An 18,548-nucleotide genomic window follows, 5' to 3' on the forward strand; every position below is an offset into this window, starting at 1 on the left:
CTGCCGCCCAACGGCAAAATCTGACCGCTGCCACTGCTGAATCGCCCCATAAACAGGGGCTTTCAGCGGCGGCACGCTAATTGCTCTTACAGACTCAACAGCAATTACCTACAGGTTTATCCATCATGTTGGTCAGTGCCCATCAAGCTTCCATCGTTCAAAAGACCCAGCGCACGGACATGGACCCGACCACGGCCGCCGCCAGTGCGCTGTACAGTGGTTTGATCCAGAACGCGCAAAACACCGTCGCGCAAATCAAGCAGGACAGCACCAATGTGCAGTCGTCCGGCCTGAACAACGCCACCCAGCAAGTCAGCGCGGCGAGCACCATCAGCGACAATGTTGACGAAGCGTTCGCGAAAACCCGCGTGGGTTTGCAAGCGACCACCCCGGACGATAACAAGACCAAGTCCACCGACAGTTCGGCCCTGGCCGACTTCAAGGACTACATGAGCAAATCGCCGGAACAGCGACTGCGCGACAGTATCCTGAAAGAAATGGGCATCACCGAAGATCAGCTGCAAGCCATGCCGCCGGCGCAACAACTGGCGATTGGCAAAGAGATCGCCGAGCGCATCCAGGACAAGATGAAACTGGCCCAGGCTGACAAGGAAAACGGCAGTACCGAGAAGGCTGATGGGCCTCAGGTGGTCGACAAGTTCCTGGCTTCGCTCTAAGGCCAACACCCTATTTGTAGGAGCCAGGCTTGCCGGCGAAGGCGTCCTTGAGAACGCTTTCGCCGGCAAGCCTGGCTCCTACAGGTAGCGGCGTACATTCAACATCTCTGTTGACTGACACTCCGCATTCGCGAGCAAGCCCGCTCCCACAGTGGGTTTGTGGTGTTCTTGGGATCAGTTCAATTGCAACGTCGAGTTGAACTGGCTGATCGCATCCACCACGTGCCGCGATCCTTGTTGAATCTCCAGGATCACCTCCCCCGCCTCGTTCGCCAGTTCCACGCCTAAACCGGTGCGGCTCAGGCTTGATTGCATGCTCGACACCGCGCTCAACGACAAGTCGTGGTTCTTGCGCACCACTTCGACAATCTCCAGCGTGGCCTGACTGGTACGTGCCGCGAGGCTTCGGACTTCATCGGCGACCACCGCAAACCCGCGCCCATGCTCTCCGGCCCGCGCGGCTTCGATGGCGGCGTTGAGCGCCAGCAAGTTGGTCTGGTCGGCAATCCCGCGAATGGTCTGGACGATGGTGCCGATGATGTCGGACTGTTTGCTCACCGCATCGATGCTCTCGGCGGCTTCGTTGAGGTCGCGGGAAATGTCCTGGATGATCTGCACCGTTTGCTGAACCACCTGGGAACCTTTCTGCGCACAGGCGTCGTTTTGTACCGAAGTGCTGTGGGCCGATTCCGCAGCGGTTTGCAGGGTGGTGACCTGATTGGTGATGTCGCTGGCGAACTTGACCACTTTGTACAAGCGGCCCTTGCTGTCGAACAACGGGTTGTAGGACGCCTCCAGAAAGACTGTATGACCGTGTTTGTCTCTGCGCTCGAAACGGTGCGAGTGATATTCGCCGCGATTGAGTGAAGCCCAGAACGCCTTGTAATGCGCTGACTCGGATTCGGCCCGATGACAGAACAGGCTGTGGTGCTGACCAACCACTTCGTTGAGCGAGTAATGCATGGTTTTCAGGAAGTTTTCGTTGGCTGCAATCACGCGCCCTTCGGGGGTGAATTCGATCACCGCCATGGAGCGCCCGATGGCCGCGAGCATGCTTTCGTTTTCGTGTTCTTTATTGATTCGGTCCGTGATGTCCGCGGCCACTTTCATCACACTTCTAACCTGCCGATCAGGCCCGAATACCGGCATGTAACTGGCTTCAAGCCAAATCTCCCGACCGGCCTTGTTCAACCGCAGGAACGTGCCACTGATCGGTTCACCTCTGGCCAGCTCACGCCACAACTTGGCGTAATCCTCGCTCCGATAGAACGCTTCCTCGCAAAAGATCCGGTGGTGTTTACCGCGCACTTCCTCGGCGCTGTAGCCCATGGTGGCGCAGAAGTTATCGTTGGCATCGAGCACGATGCCCTCAGGGCTGAATTCGATCATCGCCATCGAGCGACTGACCGCCGCCAACTTGGCATTGGCCTCGGTCAATGCGCAATTGGATCGCTCGATCTGCAACAGGTCAGCCTTGTGATGTAGGTTAAACATGGTTCTATCACCTTCAGCGCGTTCTTTTGATTGATGAAAGTTCTTGGTCTTTCAAGATCCACCACTACGTTCCACGGAACAGGCACACGCATCCCTCCAAGGGAAGGATTTGTCAGGTGATAAATGATGTTCAATCGGAGTGTCCATGCAGCAACGCTCTTATCAAGACATCCTTCTCTTGATAGCCCGGTCGGGCCAACAACCCTAACGATTGGGTAAGTAACTCCATTTACGGGACCGCTCCTTGTTGTTCAGTGTCGGTGCCTTGGGCTGCGCACTCTTGAGGCTTTTTCGGCTGTGCTCGACGGTCGCCAATCCTTGATATGGCGACCGACATTGCTAACTAAGAGTGAGCATAGACAGCGACATAGAGGGTGCAAGGCCATTAGTCGGCCAGTATTCAGGGCTTTCAGGACAAAAGCTGGACTGGGGTAACTGGGGGTGGGATTTGAGGCGCGAGGGGTTATTGGCCAGGCAAGAAAGCGGTGATGGCAGTGGAATGGGTGTGTGGCGGGAGGCCATTCGCGGGCAAGCCTCGCTCCTACAGGTTTGGCGTCGATGTGAGGAACGCTAACCCCTGTAGGAGCGAGGCTTGCCCGCGAAAGCAATGGATCAGGCACTACAAAAACATCAGAAAAAACCTACAAACTCCCACTCACCTTGCTCGCCACTTCCCCCGGCACCCAGCCCTTCCACACCTGCGGTTGATCACGCAAAAACGCTTCGGCGACCTGACGCGGTTGCTGACGTTTTTCGCTCATCTGCGCCAGCGTCTGGTTCAGCAGATCAATCGGCAGATCGACTTTTTCAAAGAACGCCACCAAATCCGGGTACTGCGCCTTGAACGGTGCGGACACGCCAATTGCCAGTTTCGCCGGCATCGAGCGAGTGCCTTTCGGGTGCGGGTTGTTGGCATCAGCCAGGGTTTTCCAGGCTTCGGCATCGAAGGCCGGCTCGTCGAGTTTCACCAGTTTGAAACGACCCAGCAACGGCGTCGGCGACCAGTAGTAGAACAGCACCGGTTTGCCACGGCGGATCGACGATGCGACCTCGGCATCCAGCGCGGCGCCGGAGCCGGTGCGGAAGTTGACGTAGTCGGCGGTCAGGTCATAGGCCTTGAGTTTCTGGCTGTTGACGATTTCCGAGGTCCAGCCGGTAGGACTGTTGAGGAAGCGCCCACGGCTCGGGTCTTCCGGGTCGCGGAATACGTCCTTGTAGCGCGGCAGGTCCGCAACGGATTTCAGCTCCGGTGCCAACGGTTTGATCCCGCGCTCCGCGTCGCCCTTGATCACGTATTCCGGCACCCACCAGCCTTCGGTGGCGCCTTTGACCGTATCACCGAGGCCGAACACTTTGCCCTCGTTCGACGCCTTGACCCACGCTGGACTGCGCCCGGCCCATTCTTCGCCGATCACCTGGATATCGTTTTTGGCCAGCGCCGCTTCGAGGCTGACGGTGCTGCCCGGCAAGGTGTCGGTCGGGTAGCCGTAGCCTTTCTCGACGATCAGGCGCAGCACTTCAGTGATAAAACTGCCGCTTTCCCAAGTGATGTCGCCAAAGTGGATCGGTGCGGTTTTTTCGGCGGCGGGCGCGTGGGTAGCCACGAGGCTCAGGGCCAGCAGCGAACTGCCGAGCAGGGTTTTGATCGATCTCATGCGGACCTCTGGGTCGTTCGGTTTAAGGGTTGATTGGCGCTGTGCTGGGTGCACAAGGCTTGGGTGCGCGTCATGTAGACGCTGACCGAACGCTGGGAAATGCCCAGTTCGGCGGCGATTTGCGGGTAGGTCAGGCCGTCGATGCGCGACAACAGGAACGTCGCCCGGACCTTGCCCGGCAAGCGTTCGAGGCTGCGCTCGAGGCGATGCAGGGCCTGGGTCAGTTGCAACAGTTGTTCGGGTGATTGCGCTTGATCGGCATCGGCGTTTTGCAGTTGCTCCAGATGCTGGCGCTCGAGATCGCGACGGCGCCAGAGTTGGTAGATCAGGCGCTGGGCGATGGTGGTCAGCAGAGCGCGAGGCTCGCGGATCGGCGTCAGCCCTGGGGATTCGAGCAGTTGCGTAAAGGTTTCAGAAGCGATGTCTTCGACGTCGGCACTGGCGCCCAGTTGCCCGCGCAACCGTGCGCATAACCACGGGTAATGTGCGCGGAACAATCCGCCCACGTGGTTGCGATGGGAAAGGTCGGCGCCGGACATAGGGGCTCCTGGGGTTAGGGGTCGCTGAATGTCCGGTGATCCGGTGGCGCGATTCTAGCCGGGGATCCTTATTCTTTAATAATACTTAAAAGGTATTTTTATATTCGATTATGGAATTTAAAGAAGCAAGATCAAAAGATCGCAGCCTTCGGCAGCTCCTACGGGGGATTGGTGTTCGACGAGGGATGGGCGTAGTCCCTGTAGGAGCTATCTTCATTACCTAACGTAACCGCCCGTAGCCCAATGCCTCGGCTTCCTGTTGGTAATCGAGCACGATCTGGTAGTCACTTTCCGTTGCAGGTAATACCTCCTGTAAACCGAGCACTTCGGCGACTTCGGGCAATTCCTCCAACGTCTGGTTCATCACCTGCCGAAGCTGTTCGATCTGCTCATCGCTGGCGCTCGCGACGGTGATGTAAGGCAAGGTCGGGCTGAACGCACTGCGGGCAACCACGCGTAGGCCGGCCACTTCTTTTTCGGCATGTCGCGCCAGGTAGGCGAAGGTCACGCTGTCGATGGCGGCCAGGTCGGCGAGGTCTTCGCGCAACCAACGCAGACTTTCGCGGTGGGCGCCGCTGATGCCGACACTGGCGAAGAACTGACCGTCGCGGTGCAACGGCGCCAGACGATGGCGCAGCAGGTTCATGCCGCTGTTGGAACCTTCGTCATTGATCACCCCGCGACTGTTGTAAAACGCCAGCAAGCTGCGGCGCGGATCGTCGGCGCGGCTGAGCAGCAGGCTGCAATGGTTGCCGCCGTTGCTGTCAGGTAATTCGTAACGCGGACGACCGACCACCCGGACCTGACCGCGCAACAAGGTCATCAGCGGGTAGCCGCAGGTTTGGGTCAGCAGCAGGTCCGGGGATAGCCATAAGTCCGGCAACGACAGACCTTCGGCGGTTTGGCGGGTGGTGTCCAGGCGCTCGAGAATCCGGGTCAACCAGCGTTCGTTGGCCTGGCGGATGGGCTCGGGGGCGGTGTACATCAGTAGCTCGACGATGTGTTGTGTCATCTCGTTATTCCCATGCAACAAAGAACCCCTGTGGGAGCGAGCTTGCTCGCGATAGCGGCGGGACAGGCGCCATCAATGTTGGATGTGCTGGCCTCATCGCGAGCAAGCTCGCTCCCACAAGGAGGTCACCTTTGATCAATGAAATGGATGCTGCGGGCTGTCGATCGCCCTCACCCCATGCCGGCGCCACAACTCTCCATAACCCTGCACCAAAAACCCGCCACTGCGCGTCAGCCATTGCTCACGCCGTGCGCGATAAGCCTTGGGCAAGTCATACCAGGGCAAGCTCGGCAAATCGTGATGCACCAGGTGCAGGTTGTTGTTCAGAAACAGCCAGCTCCACGGCCACGAGGCTTCATTGAGCACGGTGCGTTGCTCGGGTTGGGCGTTGGGGCGGTGTTCATAGTAGGAGCGAATCATTGCAATCGACAGCGCCGGCACACTGATCAGCAGCAGGTAATGCCAGACCGGCAGCGCGCTGTAGCGGGCGATGAAGGTCAGCATCAACACGGTGAGCGTGCCGTGGGTCAGCCACATCAGCCAGGCCTGGCGCTCGCCTGCGCGCAGGCGTCGCAGTTCCTTGCGGGCCAGGGCCTGCAACGCCATCGGCGCGCCAACCATCACACGCCCGAGCACGGTTTTGTTCAGCCGATGCAGGGCCTGTTTGAACACGGAGCTGCGCTGCCAGTGTTTGGCGGTGAGGTAACGGCTTTCCGGGTCGCGACCGGGAACGGTCAGGTCTTCGTCGTGGTGATGCAGCAAATGGCTGTTGCGATAGAGGGTGTAGGGAAACCACACCGCAAACGGGGCGTAACCGAGGAGTCTGTTCAGCGCCAGCCAGCGCGTGGGATGGCCGTGGAGCAATTCGTGCTGCACCGACAACCAGAGCACCACCAATGGAATCAGCAACAGCGTGCTCAAGCCAAGGCCCAGGCGCTCACTGGCCAGGACAATGCTGAACCAGGCGACGTACACACCAATCAGCAACAACCAGGTCGGCCACTCGGTACGAGCGGTCAGGCGTTGGCGCAGGGTTTCGATTTCTGCGCGATGGGCGGCGTCGAAGTAATGGGACATGGCTTTGCTCAGAACGGGACTTGTCCCTCTCTGTGCAACGACGCGGGGAAATCTTGCAGATTATTTTCTTGATTCAACACTGCCCCTGTAGGAGCTGCCGAAGGCTGCGATCTTTTGACGTTGGTTTTTTTAAATCAAAATCAAAAGATCGCAGCCTTCGGCAGCTCCTACAGGGAGTGCAGGGTGACTTGGCTATTAGTGCCCGAACACATCCACCTTCTTGGCCTTCTTGTCCGCGCGCTTTTCATCGGCGGTTTTTGCCGGTTTTTTCTTTGCCGCTTTTTTTGAATCCATGCCTTTGGCCATGATACGTACTCCACTCATACGGGATGTGAAGTCAGGTATACACCTATCGCGACGTCCGCGTTCTTTTATAATCGCCCGCCTGACCCATCGACAGCTTAAGCCCATGCCAGACACCCAATACGCTTTACTCGACGAGCCGCTGTGGCCGTTGATGAACAAGTTTTACCGCGCTCACCAATCGCCGATGAAAGCGGTACGCGATGCACAATTGTGGGTGGCCCGGCGCGGGGAAATTGTTGCGGCATTGTGTTTGCGACCGGTCGCGGGCGGGTTTTGGTTGACCGGGTTGTTTGTCGATCCCGCGTGCCGTGAACAAGGCCTCGCCGCGGCGTTGATCGCCGAAGCTGTCAAAGGCCTCGACAGCCCGGTCTGGCTGTACTGTCACCCGGATTTGCGCGGTTTTTACGAGCGCCGCGGCTTTACCTTCGACCCGCAAATGCCCTACGCCATGGTCGAGCGCCTGACCCGTTATGCGCGCAGCAAACCGATGATTGCGATGGGCTTAGAACCGTTGGTGAGGTCGACCAACGATAATGAGTGATCGGCCGCCAATGGCTGCGTGCTAGCCTCGGGGTCGACTTCGACTTCGCCAGGACGCTCCATGAAACCTGCCCTACTCGCCTTGACCCTTTCCGCCCTGCTCGCCCCTGCCTTGACCCATGCGGCCGACACCCAGCCCGTTTCCGCCGCGCAATACGCCGAGGTGCTCAAAGGCACCTGGCGCGCGCCGCAGAACGTAGTGCGCGACGTCTACCGGCATCCGCAACAGAGCCTGCAATTCTTCGGCTTGCGACCGAATCAGACCGTCATCGAAATCACTCCCGGCAGTGGTTGGTACAGCGAACTGCTGGCGCCGTTGCTCAAGGATCACGGTACTTACATTGCCGCCGTGCAGGCACCGACGGTCAGCGATTACGCACGCAAGAATGAAGAAACCCTCAAGGCCAAATTCGCTGCCACTCCGGCGCAATACGCCAAGGCCCAAGTGGTCGAGTTCGATCCCAAGGCACCGGTACTGGGTAAACCCGGTTCGGCGGACACGGTGCTGACCTTCCGCAACGTGCACAACTGGGTACTGGCGGAAACGGCGCCGCTGATGTTCGAGTCGTTCTTCAAGGTATTGAAACCGGGCGGCGTGCTCGGCGTGGTGGATCACCGGGCCAAGGACGGATCATCGCTGGACGAGATCAAGCACAGCGGTTACCTGACCACCGCGTACGTGGTGAAACTGGCGACGGATGCAGGGTTCAAGCTTGAGGAGAAAAGCGAGATCAATGCCAATCCGAAGGACACCAAGGATTACCCTGAAGGCGTCTGGACCTTGCCGCCGGCGTTGACGTTGGGGGAGAAGGATAAAGCCAAGTATGTGGCGATTGGCGAGTCGGACCGGATGACGTTGCGGTTCGTCAAACCTGCGAAATAACAGCAAGATCAAAAGATCGCAGCCTTCGGCAGCTCCTACAGGTGTACTCAAAACCCTGTAGGAGCTGCCGAAGGCTGCGATCTTTTAGCGGGTTAATCGTCCGCAGCAGGATCCAGATCCGGGAACATCACTTCGGTAAACCCGAACTTGGTGAAGTCGGTGATCCGCGACGGGTATAACCGGCCGATCAGGTGATCGCATTCGTGTTGCACCACCCGCGCATGGAACCCCGAGGCGATCCGCGTAATCGGCTGGCCCTTGGGATCAAAACCTTCATAACGAATGTGCTGGTAGCGATCCACCGCACCGCGCAACCCCGGCACCGACAGGCAACCTTCGAAACCTTCTTCCAGGGTCGGGCTCAGTGGCGTGATCAACGGGTTGATCAGGATCGTCTGCGGCACCGCTTCGGCGTCGGGATAACGTTCGCTGTGCTCGAAGCCGAAGATCACCAGTTGCAGGTCCACGCCAATTTGCGGCGCGGCCAGGCCAACGCCGCCGACGCTTTCCATGGTCTGGAACATGTCGTCGATCAGTTGCCACAATTCAGGGCTGTCGAACATTTCAGCAGGCACGGGCGGCGCGATACGCAGCAGGCGCTCGTCGCCCATTTTCAGGATTTCACGGATCATGTTCAGGCTTCGTCAGTGTTCGGCTTGAGCGAGTGATCCCGTCCCAGTCCCGATACGTGTTGTTTGGTTTCGTGGTCGTGCTCGCCGGGGACCTTTTCGCCAGGGTCCTTGCCTTCGGTCGACATGTGCTCGATCACCGCATTCATCTCCGCGCCGAGCAACAGCACTGCGGCGGAAATGTAGAAGTACAGCAACAGCACGATGATCGCGCCGATACTGCCATACATGGCGTTGTAGTTGGCGAAGGTCTTGACGTAAAACGCAAAACCCAACGAGGCGATGATCCACACCACCACCGCCAGCACCGAGCCCGGCGTGATGAAGCGAAACTCCTGGCGCACGTCGGGCATGACGTAATAGATCAATGCCACCGCGACCATCATCAGAATCACGATCACCGGCCAGCGCGCGATGGTCCAGACCGTGACGATGAAGTCTTCGAGGCCAACCTGCGCGGCAATCCAGCCCATCACCTGCGGCCCGAGCACCATCAGCGCGGCAGCGGCCAGCAGCATCCCGGCGATGCCGATGGTGTAGAAAATCGACAGCGGAAAACGCTTCCACACCGGGCGGCCTTCGACCACATCGTAGGCGGCGTTCATCGCGCTCATCATCAGCCGCACGCCCGCAGAAGCGGTGTACAAGGCGATGACGATACCGATCGAGAGCAAACCACCCTTGGATTGCTGCAACTGATCGATCACCGGGTTCACTTGCTCCAGGGCCTGGGGCGGCAATACCAGTTCCGATTGCAGGCGCAGCCAGGAGAAGAAGTCCGGCAGGTGCAGGAAACCGATCAGGGCAATCAGGAACAGAATGAAGGGGAACAGCGAGAACAGCATTTGATAGGCCAACGCCGAGGCATAGGTCGACATCTCGTCATCGATGAACTCGGTGACCGTGCGCACCATCACGCGATGGATGGGCAGACCTTTCATGTTCGGGAAAATCATTAGCGTCTCCTTTCGCCGCAAAAGGGTTGAAGTCGTGGCGACTCAGGGGCCGTTTTCTACATCAAAGTAGCCTACTTGGCGACCTTGAAACAATTTCGTTGTTTAACCGAGGCGGCTGACACAAAAACGGCCATCCGCGGATGGCCGTTTCAGTGTGCCTGAAGGGGCGGACACGTCAGGACTTATCGACCGCTTTCTTGACCGCGTCCTTGGCTTTGCCAACGGCTTGCTGGGCTTCGCCTTTCTTTTCCTGCACTTTGCCTTCTACTTCCAGTTTGGTGTTGTCAGTGGCCTTGCCGACGCCTTGCTTGACGTTGCCGACCGCTTCGTTTGCCATGCCTTTAACTTTATCGCCAGTGCTGCTCATGGTGTTTCTCCTGTGAACAATTCAACGGGGAAAGTCGTTACAGAAAGATTGACCGGCAGCGTTTGCACGGAGTTTCATTTATTTTCACTGCGACATTTCATCGCCGATTAAAGGTTGGGCTTTATGTTTGCCGTCCAACCCCCGAGAATGCGCAACGTATTCAGGCCATGGCGCTGAAGATCCAATCCCGTAGGAATGTTATGAAACTCGATAAAAAGCAGGCCATTGCCCGCAGAAACCAGGAACTCGGCGGTGCTGTGCTTGGCGTCAACAACTGCCATTTCACCGAATTGAACCGCAACCGCAACATCTGGTGGTTCGACATCCCGGTGGCACGCCTGGCCGTTGGTCAGTACGAGTGGGTGCACCTGTTGATGCACACGCCGGACACCGACGAACTGCTGCACCTGAAAGTACCGACGGTGTTCCTGCGGGAAAAACTCGAAGGCCTGGTGGTGCGCAACGAAGGCAAGCGCAAAGCGGCCCTGAGCCTGGAACTGAGCGCCGACAAGGACTCGTACCTGCAGGACATGCGCCCGGCGGGTACCAACGTCAACTTCGCGCCGTTCCGTTTGTAACAGCAAAAGATCGCAGCCTTCGGCAGCTCCTACATTGGAGGGTGTACACCCTGTAGGAGCTGCCGAAGGCTGCGATCTTTTGATCCTGCTTTCCAAGCCTCAACAAAAAGCCCCGCATCTGCGGGGCTTTTGTGTTTCAAGCGGGGCTTACTTCTTCACGCCCAGCTTCTTCAGCTCTTCGTCACGCAATTCGCGGCGCAGGATCTTACCGACGTTGGTGGTCGGCAGCGCATCGCGGAATTCCACGGAGCGCGGGACCTTGTAACCGGTGACGTTGGCGCGCATGTGCTCCATCACCTGTTCCTTGGTCAGGGTCACGCCCGGCTTGACGACGATGAAGATCTTGATCGCCTCGCCCGACTTCTCGTCCGGCACGCCGATGGCTGCGCATTGCAGCACGCCCGGCAGGGTCGCCAGCACGTCTTCGAGCTCATTCGGGTACACGTTGAAACCGGAGACCAGGATCATGTCTTTCTTGCGATCGACAATGCGCATGTAGCCGTCCGGCTGGATCAGCGCGATATCGCCGGTCTTCAACCAGCCTTCGCTGTCGAGCATTTCATCGGTGGCGTCCTGGCGCTGCCAGTAGCCCTTCATGACTTGCGGGCCTTTCACGCACAACTCACCGATTTCGCCCAGCGGCTGTTCAACGCCGGCATCGTCGATGACTTTGCACAGGGTTGAAGGCACCGGAATCCCGATGGTGCCGATCTGGATGTGCTGGATCGGGTTGACCGTGGCCACCGGGCTGGTTTCGGTCATGCCGTAACCTTCGCAGATGCCGCAACCAGTGACCGCTTTCCAGCGCTCGGCCGCGGCCAGTTGCAGGGCCATGCCGCCGGACAGGGTGACTTTCAGCGCCGAGAAGTCCAGCTTGCGGAACGCTTCGTTATTGCACAGCGCCACGAACAACGTGTTCAAACCAACGAAACCGCTGAACTTCCACTTCGACAGTTCCTTGACCATCGCCGTGAGGTCGCGCGGGTTGCTGATCAGGATGTTGTGGTTGCCGATCAGCATCATCGCCATGCAATGAAAGGTGAAGGCATAGATGTGATACAGCGGCAGCGGCGTGATCAGGATCTCGCAACCTTCATTGAGGTTGGAACCCATCAGCGCCTTGCACTGCAGCATGTTCGCCACCAGGTTGCGGTGGGTCAGCATCGCGCCCTTGGCCACGCCGGTGGTGCCGCCGGTGTATTGCAGCACCGCAACATCGCCGCTGTCCGGGTTGGCTTCAGCCACTGGCTGGCCATGGCCCTTGCTCAGCACGTCGTTGAACTTGACGGCCTTGGGCAAGTGATACGCCGGGACCATCTTCTTCACGTACTTGATGACGCTGTTGATCAGCAGGCGCTTGAGCGGTGGCAGCAGGTCGGCCACTTCGGTGACGATCACGTGCTTGACGCCGGTTTTCGGCACGACGGTCTGGGCCAGATGCGCCATGTTGGCGAGGCAAACCAGGGCTTTGGCACCGGAATCGTTGAATTGGTGTTCCATCTCCCGCGCGGTGTACAGCGGGTTAGTGTTGACCACGATCAGCCCGGCGCGGATCGCACCGAAAACGGCCACCGGGTACTGCAACACGTTGGGCAACTGCACGGCGATTCGATCACCGGGCTGCAAGTCGGTATGCTGCTGCAGGTAAGCGGCAAAGGCACCGGACAATTCGTACAGTTCACCGTAGGTGATTGTCTTGCCCAGGTTGCTGAATGCCGGTTTGTTAGCGAAGCGTTGGCAGGACTGCTTCAACACTGCCTGAATATTCGGATACTCGTCTGGATTGATGTCGGCAGCAATCCCGGCAGGGTACTTATCCTTCCAAAAGTCTTCGATCATGGAAGCCCACTCCTCAGCAACGCGAATTCATCACCGCATTTGATGCGATTATTATTGGTGTGTGTTTTTTATTGGTGAGTCTGGCTTTTAGATAGGCCGAGAAGTCACAAAAGCGCGCCGAGAGTAGCAGCTTTGCCAAGGGCCGACTAGAGCCAAAAGCAGCCTCTACAGTCACTTTGATGACTCAAGAACAGCAAGCGGTCATTTTAGAGCAAAAATTCTATACAACCCTGAAAGCCTCGTGAAATGGGCCTTAAAAGCAAAAGATCGCAGCCTTCGGCAGCTCCTACAGAGAACGCAATCCCCTGTAGGAGCTGCCGAAGGCTGCGATCTTTTGGCAGCCCTTCAATCTACCGGGTGTTACGCGATATCGCGCAACTCCCGCCGCAGAATCTTGCCCACCGGCGTCATCGGCAACGACTCGCGCAACACAATGTGCTTGGGCACTTTGTACGCGGTGAAGTTTTCCTTGCAGTAAGCCTTCAACTCTTCAAGGCTGACCCCGGATTCCCGGGCCACCACAAACAACTTCACCGCCTCCCCCGAACGCTCATCCGGCACGCCGATCACCGCGCAGTTGGCGACTTTCGGGTGGGCCATCACCACGTCTTCGATTTCGTTCGGGTACACGTTGAAGCCCGAGACGATGATCATGTCTTTCTTGCGATCGACGATGCGCACGAAACCATCCGGATCAATGACCCCGATGTCACCCGACTTGAACCAACCCTCGGCATCCAGCACTTCGGCGGTGGCCTCGGGTTTGTTCCAGTAGCCCTTCATGATCTGCGGGCCCTTGATGCACAACTCGCCGCGCTCGCCCAATGGCTGCTCGATGCCTTCGTCATTGATGACTTTCAGCGTGGTGCCCGGCACCGGCAGGCCGACCGTGCCGATCCGCGATTTGTCGCCATACGGGTTGGTGCAGGCCACCGGCGAGGTTTCGGTCAGGCCGTAGCCTTCGGTGATGCGGCAACCGGTGAGTTGTTCCCAGCGCTCGGCGGTGGCCTTGACCAGCGCGGTGCCGCCGGAGTTGGTGAGCTTGAGGCTGGAGAAATCCAGGGTCTTGAAGTCCGGGTGATCCATCAGCGCGACGAACAGCGTGTTGAGCCCCAGCAACGCCGAGAACCGCCAGTTCTTCAGCTCCTTGATAAAGCCCTTGATGTCGCGCGGATTGGTGATCAGCACGTTGTGGTTGCCGGTCACCATCATGCACATGCAGTTCGCTGTGAAGGCATAGATATGGTAAAGCGGCAGCGGCGCGACCATCACTTCCTGGCCTTCGCGCAGCAGCGGCTGACCGTCATTGCCGAACTGGCCCAGACAGGCGCGCGCCTGTTGCATGTTCGCCACCAGGTTGCCGTGAGTCAGCATTGCGCCCTTGGCCAGGCCGGTGGTGCCGCCGGTGTATTGCAGCACCGCGATGTCGTCGAGGCCGACTTTCAGCGGCTTGATGCCCAGGCCCCGACCGAGGCGCAGCGTGCTCTTGAAGGAAATGGCCTGGGGCAAGGCATAGTCCGGGACCATCTTCTTGACCTTGCTCACCATCGTATTGACCAGCCAGCCCTTGGCGGCGGGCATCAGATCGCCCATCTTCGCTTCGATCAGGTACTGGATGTCGGTGTCGGCCAGCACTTCCTGGACCTTGGCCCCGAACATATTCAGGTACACCAGCGCCCGGGCACCGGAATCCTTGAACTGATGACGCATCTCCCGCGGGGTGTACAGCGGGTTGGTGTTGACCACGATCAGCCCGGCGCGCAATGCGCCAAACACGGCAATCGGGTAATGCAGGACGTTGGGCATCTGCACCGCGATGCGATCCCCCGGCGCGAGGTCGGTGTGGGCTTGCAGGTAACCGGCGAATGCGGCGCTGTAGCGCTCGAGCTCGGCGTAGGTCAGGGTCACGCCCATGTTGCTGAAGGCCGGGCGATCCGCGAATTTCTTGCAGGAACGCTCGAACACCTCGATCACCGACTTATAGGCCCCAAGATCGATGTCCAGGGGCACGCCGGCCGGGCGTTTATCATTCCAGAAATCAGGTTGCATTGTTCTTGTCCTCTTTACCTGAATCACCTTGGCCGCTTTTCTGTCATTCCTGAGAAACAAAAAGCAAAAAGCGGAGCTTCACGGACACTAGCAGTTATGGCGAATCAGGCAAATACGGCCAACACCGTCATAGATCGTGTGAATCTTCCTAGGGTGGCGTGGGCTGATCAGACGGCAAGCGTGGGATGCGCTATACAATGCAACCACATCGTGCAAAGGAATCGCCATGATCCACGACACTTTCTGGCTGACCGCGAGTGATCACAGCCGCCTCTTCGTCAACCAATGGCTGCCGGCCCCGCCGTTGAAAGCCGTGATTTTGCTGGCGCATGGCATGGCCGAGCACAGCGGTCGTTACGCCCGACTCGCGGAAAAACTCTGCGAACAAGGCTACGGCGTGTACGCACCGGATTTGCGTGGACATGGCAAAACTGCCGATAACGGCACGCTCGGGCATTTTGCCGATGACGATGGCTGGTGCAAGGTCGTCGGCGATCTCGCCAGCCTTAACCAGTACATCGGCCAGCAACACCCCGGCATGCCGATCATATTGTTGGGCCACAGCATGGGCAGTTACATCGCCCAGGCCTATCTGCTGCACCACAGCGCCAGCCTGCACGGGGCGATTCTCAGCGGCTCGAACTTCCAGCCCGTGGCGCTTTATCGCGCCGCGCGGCAAATCGCCCGGCTCGAACGCCTGCGCCAGGGACCGAAGGGGCGCAGCGCGCTGATCGAGTTCCTGTCGTTCGGCTCGTTCAACAAAAAATTCAAACCGGCGCGTACCAAATTCGACTGGCTGAGCCGCGACCCGGCGCAAGTCGATTTGTACGCCAACGACCCGCTTTGCGGCTTTCGCTGCACCAATCAACTGTGGATCGACTTGCTCGGCGGCTTGCAGCAAATCAGCAAAGCGTCCAATCTCGCCCAGGTCGATCCGGGCCTGCCCTTGCTGGTGATGGGCGGTGAATGTGATCCGGTGAGTGAAGGCAAGCGTCTCAAAGATCTGGCCCATGCATTGCGCACGGCCGGCAGCCAGAACCTGCAATTGAATATTTACCCGCAGGCACGTCACGAACTGTTCAACGAGAGCAACCGCGATGAAGTGATCGCCGACGTATTGAACTGGATCGCCCAGGCGCTCAGCCACCGCCGCCCGGCCAGGACCGAGTAGTTTTTCGAATAGTTTTTTTGTGGATTTTTTAATTCGTCACAGGAATTGAGACAGATGACCCAGGTTACCAACACCCCTTACGAAGCCCTTGAAGTCGGTCAGACCGCCAGCTACAGCAAGACCGTAGAAGAGCGTGATATTCAGCTGTTCGCCGCGATGTCCGGCGACCACAACCCGGTGCACCTGGACGCAGAATTCGCCGCTGGCACCATGTTCAAGGAGCGTATCGCCCACGGCATGTTCAGCGGCGCGCTGATCAGTGCTGCGGTGGCCTGTGAGTTGCCTGGGCCGGGCACCATTTATATCGGTCAGCAGATGAGCTTCCAGAAACCGGTGAAAATCGGCGACACCTTGACTGTGCGTCTGGAAATTCTCGAGAAACTGCCGAAGTTTCGTGTGCGCATCGCCACTCGTGTGTTCAACCAGCGCGATGAGTTGGTGGTGGATGGCGAGGCGGAGATCCTGGCGCCGCGTAAGCAGCAGACCGTGACCTTGCCTGTGTTGCCGGCCATTAGCATCGGCTGATCCAATACCGCTAAAAGATCGCAGCCTTCGGCAGCTCCTACAGGGTTTTGTGTACACCCGTAGGAGCTGCCGAAGGCTGCGATCTTTTGATCTACAAAAAAAACGCCAGATTAGCTGGCGTTTTTTGTTACAGCGACGACTGCTTAAGAGCGAGCACGCGCCTGGTTACGCAGGGCTTTTACCTGATCGTGGTTGCGTTGCACGCCGTGGTACTGACGCTCAACCAGATCACGAATACCCACCAGGTTGTGCTTGGTGATTTTTTCCAGCGCTTCCTTGTAGGCTTTCAGCGCGTGGTCTTCACCGCGTTCGGCTTCGTTCAGTACGGCTTCTTCATCTTTGCCGGTGAACATCGCTTTCACGTCAACCCAGCGACGGTGCAGGTCACCGCTGACGCTGGTGGATGTTTCCGGATCGCCGCCCAGCGAACGTACAGCAGACTGCAGTTCAGCAGCGGCGGTGGCGCAATCGGCGGAACGAGTAATGAACAGCGTTTTCAGTTCTGGATGCTTGATGTCTTCAGCGCAAGTCTTGAACCCTTCCTGACCATCTTTGCTGGTTTCGATCAGGTCGTTGAGTACAGAGATGGCTTCTTTATTCACGTCGGTCATTTTCAATTCCTCGCGGGTTGATGAGAGATGCAATAACTATTGCAGCCTGCATGCCAGCTTTGAATTTAGAATTTATTCCTTATTTTTCAACAACTTAGTTTTATCGCTAATATCTGTATCCGCTTTATTTGCATGATCTGTCATTTGGCCTGCATGCAGAATGCCTGTATTTTCGAGGCTGTTTGAATCAAGACGACATATTGATGAATCCTGAAAAGCTCGAACTGCTGATTACTCGCGAAATGCCCTTTGGCAAATACAAGGGACGCATCATCGCCGACCTCCCCGGCCAGTACCTGAACTGGTTCGCCCGCGAAGGTTTCCCCCACGGTGAACTCGGCGGCCTGCTTGCACTGATGCAGGAAATCGACCACAACGGTTTATCCGAACTGCTCGAACCGCTACGCGCCAAACATGGCAAGCCTGCGCCCCGCCACTGAACTGACTGAGTAGCCCATGCCCGAGAACACCCGCCGCGCCCGTGATGAAGCTTTCTGGCAGACCTTTGCCGATCGTTACTCTGTCGAACCTGGCCCCATCAATCTGGAGAACGGTTACTTCGGGCGCATGTCGCGCACGGTGGTCGAGGAATACCAGCGCAATATTGAGTTGATCAACCGCAGCAACTCAGTACATGTGCGCCAACGCTTCGAACAGATCGAAAGCCTGGATATTCGAGCGCAACTCGCCGAGATGATTGGCGTGCGCGCGCACTCCGTCGCCCTCACCCGCAACGCCTCGGACGGCCTGCAATCGCTGATCCGCAACTACAACCGCTTGCAGCCCGGCGATCAGGTGCTGCTGTGCGATCTGGAATACGACACGGTCAAGGGCGCCATGCGTTGGCTGGCTCGCCATCGCGGCGTGGAAGTGATCGAAATAGATCACCAGCACCCTGCCACTTTCGACAGTTTGCTGGCCAGCTACCGCGAAGCCTTCGTGCGTTATCCACGCCTCAAGCTGATGGCCCTGACCCACGTCACCCACCGCTCCGGCCTGGTGATGCCGGTGCAGGCAATTGCCGCGCTCGCCAAGGAACATGGGGTCGATGTGATCCTCGATGGCGCCCATGCCCTGGGTCAGATCGATTTCAATCTGGACGCGCTCGGCATCGCCTTTGCCGGGTACAACCTGCACAAATGGATCGGCGCGCCACTGACTCTGGGGTTCATTTACATCGCGCCGCAACGCCTGGCCGATATCGACCCGGACATGGGCGAGATGCATTTCCCGATCAATGACATTCGATCCCGCACGCCCTACAGCACGCCGAACATTCCAGCGCTGATGACCCTGCCACTGGTGTTCGAGGAGCATCAGGCCATGGGCGGTTCCGCCGCCAAGGGCGCACGCCTCGATTACCTGCGTAACCGCTGGGTCAGCGCCGTGCGCGACTTGCCGGGTATCGAAGTCATGACCCCGGATGATCCCCGGCTGTATTGCGGCATCACCTCGATGCGCTTTACCCGCCACGCTGATCAGCAAGTGATGGTCGAGCGGTTGCTCAGCGACTACAACCTGTTCACCGTGGCCCGCAGCGGTGCGGCGTTCGGGCCGTGCATCCGCATTACACCGGGGCTGACCACCACCGCCGCCGACATGGACCTGCTGGCCCAGGCACTGACCGAGCTGCGCTGATA

General features: G+C 58.3%; 19 protein-coding genes and 1 pseudogene. 8 read left to right on the forward strand and 12 right to left on the reverse strand.

All coding sequences use genetic code 11. The features are described 5' to 3' along the window. Positions 1-125 precede the first annotated feature (125 nt). Positions 126-677, forward strand: a complete 552-nt coding sequence (locus LOY68_RS24545; RefSeq protein WP_265040480.1) for a hypothetical protein — start codon at positions 126-128, stop codon at positions 675-677. Between the two features lie 174 nt (positions 678-851). On the opposite strand, the gene LOY68_RS32390 is transcribed toward LOY68_RS24545, so the two are convergent. The 6 genes and pseudogenes from LOY68_RS32390 to LOY68_RS24575 form a co-directional block, all read right to left on the reverse strand. Further along, the gene (locus LOY68_RS32390; RefSeq protein ID WP_401327027.1) at positions 852-1,310 is read right to left on the reverse strand and encodes a methyl-accepting chemotaxis protein; all 459 of its coding nucleotides are present in this window, start codon (positions 1,308-1,310) and stop codon (positions 852-854) included. Between the two features lie 84 nt (positions 1,311-1,394). Continuing rightward, a pseudogene (locus tag LOY68_RS32395) lies at positions 1,395-2,171 on the reverse strand (PAS domain-containing protein); the annotation flags it as partial. Positions 2,172-2,812: 641 nt separating this feature from the next. Then, positions 2,813-3,826 carry an ABC transporter substrate-binding protein gene (locus LOY68_RS24560; RefSeq protein WP_265040482.1) on the reverse strand — a complete coding sequence of 338 codons (1,014 nt, stop codon included), beginning with the start codon at positions 3,824-3,826 and terminating at the stop codon, positions 2,813-2,815. After that, positions 3,823-4,365 (reverse strand): sigma-70 family RNA polymerase sigma factor, encoded by a 543-nt coding sequence (locus LOY68_RS24565; protein ID WP_265040484.1) that lies wholly within the window; start codon positions 4,363-4,365, stop codon positions 3,823-3,825. The genes LOY68_RS24560 and LOY68_RS24565 overlap by 4 nt, the downstream gene beginning before the upstream one ends. 220 nt (positions 4,366-4,585) lie before the next feature. Beyond that, complete coding sequence (locus LOY68_RS24570; RefSeq protein WP_265040486.1) at positions 4,586-5,377, reverse strand: phosphate/phosphite/phosphonate ABC transporter substrate-binding protein; 792 nt, start codon at positions 5,375-5,377, stop codon at positions 4,586-4,588. Positions 5,378-5,512: 135 nt separating this feature from the next. Then, the gene (locus tag LOY68_RS24575; RefSeq protein ID WP_265040488.1) at positions 5,513-6,454 is read right to left on the reverse strand and encodes a fatty acid desaturase; all 942 of its coding nucleotides are present in this window, start codon (positions 6,452-6,454) and stop codon (positions 5,513-5,515) included. Between the two features lie 409 nt (positions 6,455-6,863). Here LOY68_RS24575 and LOY68_RS24580 point away from each other — a divergent pair, with 409 nt between their 5' ends. After that, the gene (locus tag LOY68_RS24580) at positions 6,864-7,301 is read left to right on the forward strand and encodes a GNAT family N-acetyltransferase (protein WP_265040489.1); all 438 of its coding nucleotides are present in this window, start codon (positions 6,864-6,866) and stop codon (positions 7,299-7,301) included. A 60-nt stretch (positions 7,302-7,361) separates the two neighbouring features. Then, positions 7,362-8,183: a class I SAM-dependent methyltransferase gene (locus tag LOY68_RS24585; protein WP_265040490.1), complete on the forward strand. Its 822-nt coding sequence runs from the start codon at positions 7,362-7,364 to the stop codon at positions 8,181-8,183. Between the two features lie 92 nt (positions 8,184-8,275). On the opposite strand, the gene def is transcribed toward LOY68_RS24585, so the two are convergent. From def to LOY68_RS24600, 3 genes are all read right to left on the reverse strand, one after another. Then, positions 8,276-8,815 (reverse strand): peptide deformylase, encoded by a 540-nt coding sequence (def, locus tag LOY68_RS24590; protein WP_265040492.1) that lies wholly within the window; start codon positions 8,813-8,815, stop codon positions 8,276-8,278. Positions 8,816-8,817: 2 nt separating this feature from the next. After that, positions 8,818-9,768 (reverse strand): YihY/virulence factor BrkB family protein, encoded by a 951-nt coding sequence (locus LOY68_RS24595; RefSeq protein ID WP_163912619.1) that lies wholly within the window; start codon positions 9,766-9,768, stop codon positions 8,818-8,820. A gap of 175 nt (positions 9,769-9,943) precedes the next feature. Beyond that, positions 9,944-10,135, reverse strand: a complete 192-nt coding sequence (locus LOY68_RS24600) for a CsbD family protein (RefSeq protein ID WP_054044898.1) — start codon at positions 10,133-10,135, stop codon at positions 9,944-9,946. Positions 10,136-10,335: 200 nt separating this feature from the next. On the opposite strand from LOY68_RS24600, the gene LOY68_RS24605 reads away from it, so the two are divergent. Beyond that, positions 10,336-10,713 carry a hypothetical protein gene (locus tag LOY68_RS24605; protein ID WP_046032015.1) on the forward strand — a complete coding sequence of 126 codons (378 nt, stop codon included), beginning with the start codon at positions 10,336-10,338 and terminating at the stop codon, positions 10,711-10,713. Between the two features lie 147 nt (positions 10,714-10,860). Here LOY68_RS24605 and fadD1 read toward each other — a convergent pair whose 3' ends face one another. Further along, entirely contained in the window at positions 10,861-12,552 is a 1,692-nt protein-coding gene (gene fadD1, locus LOY68_RS24610; RefSeq protein WP_163912617.1) for a long-chain-fatty-acid--CoA ligase FadD1, read from the reverse strand. 360 nt (positions 12,553-12,912) lie between these two features. Beyond that, complete coding sequence (gene fadD2 / locus LOY68_RS24615) at positions 12,913-14,601, reverse strand: long-chain-fatty-acid--CoA ligase FadD2 (RefSeq protein WP_265040496.1); 1,689 nt, start codon at positions 14,599-14,601, stop codon at positions 12,913-12,915. Positions 14,602-14,827: 226 nt separating this feature from the next. Here fadD2 and LOY68_RS24620 point away from each other — a divergent pair, with 226 nt between their 5' ends. Next, positions 14,828-15,772, forward strand: coding sequence for an alpha/beta hydrolase (locus LOY68_RS24620; protein WP_054044904.1), 945 nt, complete (start codon positions 14,828-14,830; stop codon positions 15,770-15,772). A gap of 54 nt (positions 15,773-15,826) precedes the next feature. Beyond that, positions 15,827-16,297: a MaoC family dehydratase gene (locus tag LOY68_RS24625; protein ID WP_054044906.1), complete on the forward strand. Its 471-nt coding sequence runs from the start codon at positions 15,827-15,829 to the stop codon at positions 16,295-16,297. Between the two features lie 143 nt (positions 16,298-16,440). On the opposite strand, the gene LOY68_RS24630 is transcribed toward LOY68_RS24625, so the two are convergent. Continuing rightward, positions 16,441-16,908 carry a ferritin-like domain-containing protein gene (locus LOY68_RS24630; protein ID WP_265040498.1) on the reverse strand — a complete coding sequence of 156 codons (468 nt, stop codon included), beginning with the start codon at positions 16,906-16,908 and terminating at the stop codon, positions 16,441-16,443. 203 nt (positions 16,909-17,111) lie between these two features. On the opposite strand from LOY68_RS24630, the gene LOY68_RS24635 reads away from it, so the two are divergent. After that, complete coding sequence (locus tag LOY68_RS24635) at positions 17,112-17,348, forward strand: DUF3820 family protein (protein ID WP_007949456.1); 237 nt, start codon at positions 17,112-17,114, stop codon at positions 17,346-17,348. Positions 17,349-17,364: 16 nt separating this feature from the next. Next, a complete protein-coding gene (locus LOY68_RS24640) occupies positions 17,365-18,546 on the forward strand; it encodes an aminotransferase class V-fold PLP-dependent enzyme (RefSeq protein WP_265040500.1) in 1,182 nt (393 codons plus the stop codon). Positions 18,547-18,548 lie beyond the last annotated feature (2 nt).

The organism is Pseudomonas sp. B21-053 (genome assembly GCF_026016365.1).
GTDB lineage: Bacteria > Pseudomonadota > Gammaproteobacteria > Pseudomonadales > Pseudomonadaceae > Aquipseudomonas > Aquipseudomonas nunensis.

Bases quoted from the DNA above. Each gene is read 5' to 3' on its own strand.
- LOY68_RS24635 (WP_007949456.1), top strand. From the start codon at position 17,112: ATGAATCCTGAAAAGCTCGAACTGCTGATTACTCGCGAAATGCCCTTT.
- LOY68_RS24620 (WP_054044904.1), top strand. From the start codon at position 14,828: ATGATCCACGACACTTTCTGGCTGACCGCGAGTGATCACAGCCGCCTC.
- LOY68_RS24630 (WP_265040498.1), bottom strand. From the start codon at position 16,908: ATGACCGACGTGAATAAAGAAGCCATCTCTGTACTCAACGACCTGATC.
- LOY68_RS24640 (WP_265040500.1), top strand. From the start codon at position 17,365: ATGCCCGAGAACACCCGCCGCGCCCGTGATGAAGCTTTCTGGCAGACC.
- fadD1 (WP_163912617.1), bottom strand. From the start codon at position 12,552: ATGATCGAAGACTTTTGGAAGGATAAGTACCCTGCCGGGATTGCTGCC.
- LOY68_RS24595 (WP_163912619.1), bottom strand. From the start codon at position 9,768: ATGATTTTCCCGAACATGAAAGGTCTGCCCATCCATCGCGTGATGGTG.
- LOY68_RS24600 (WP_054044898.1), bottom strand. From the start codon at position 10,135: ATGAGCAGCACTGGCGATAAAGTTAAAGGCATGGCAAACGAAGCGGTC.
- LOY68_RS24560 (WP_265040482.1), bottom strand. From the start codon at position 3,826: ATGAGATCGATCAAAACCCTGCTCGGCAGTTCGCTGCTGGCCCTGAGC.
- LOY68_RS24565 (WP_265040484.1), bottom strand. From the start codon at position 4,365: ATGTCCGGCGCCGACCTTTCCCATCGCAACCACGTGGGCGGATTGTTC.
- def (WP_265040492.1), bottom strand. From the start codon at position 8,815: ATGATCCGTGAAATCCTGAAAATGGGCGACGAGCGCCTGCTGCGTATC.
- fadD2 (WP_265040496.1), bottom strand. From the start codon at position 14,601: ATGCAACCTGATTTCTGGAATGATAAACGCCCGGCCGGCGTGCCCCTG.
- LOY68_RS24585 (WP_265040490.1), top strand. From the start codon at position 7,362: ATGAAACCTGCCCTACTCGCCTTGACCCTTTCCGCCCTGCTCGCCCCT.
- LOY68_RS24570 (WP_265040486.1), bottom strand. From the start codon at position 5,377: ATGACACAACACATCGTCGAGCTACTGATGTACACCGCCCCCGAGCCC.
- LOY68_RS24625 (WP_054044906.1), top strand. From the start codon at position 15,827: ATGACCCAGGTTACCAACACCCCTTACGAAGCCCTTGAAGTCGGTCAG.
- LOY68_RS24605 (WP_046032015.1), top strand. From the start codon at position 10,336: ATGAAACTCGATAAAAAGCAGGCCATTGCCCGCAGAAACCAGGAACTC.
- LOY68_RS24575 (WP_265040488.1), bottom strand. From the start codon at position 6,454: ATGTCCCATTACTTCGACGCCGCCCATCGCGCAGAAATCGAAACCCTG.
- LOY68_RS24545 (WP_265040480.1), top strand. From the start codon at position 126: ATGTTGGTCAGTGCCCATCAAGCTTCCATCGTTCAAAAGACCCAGCGC.
- LOY68_RS24580 (WP_265040489.1), top strand. From the start codon at position 6,864: ATGCCAGACACCCAATACGCTTTACTCGACGAGCCGCTGTGGCCGTTG.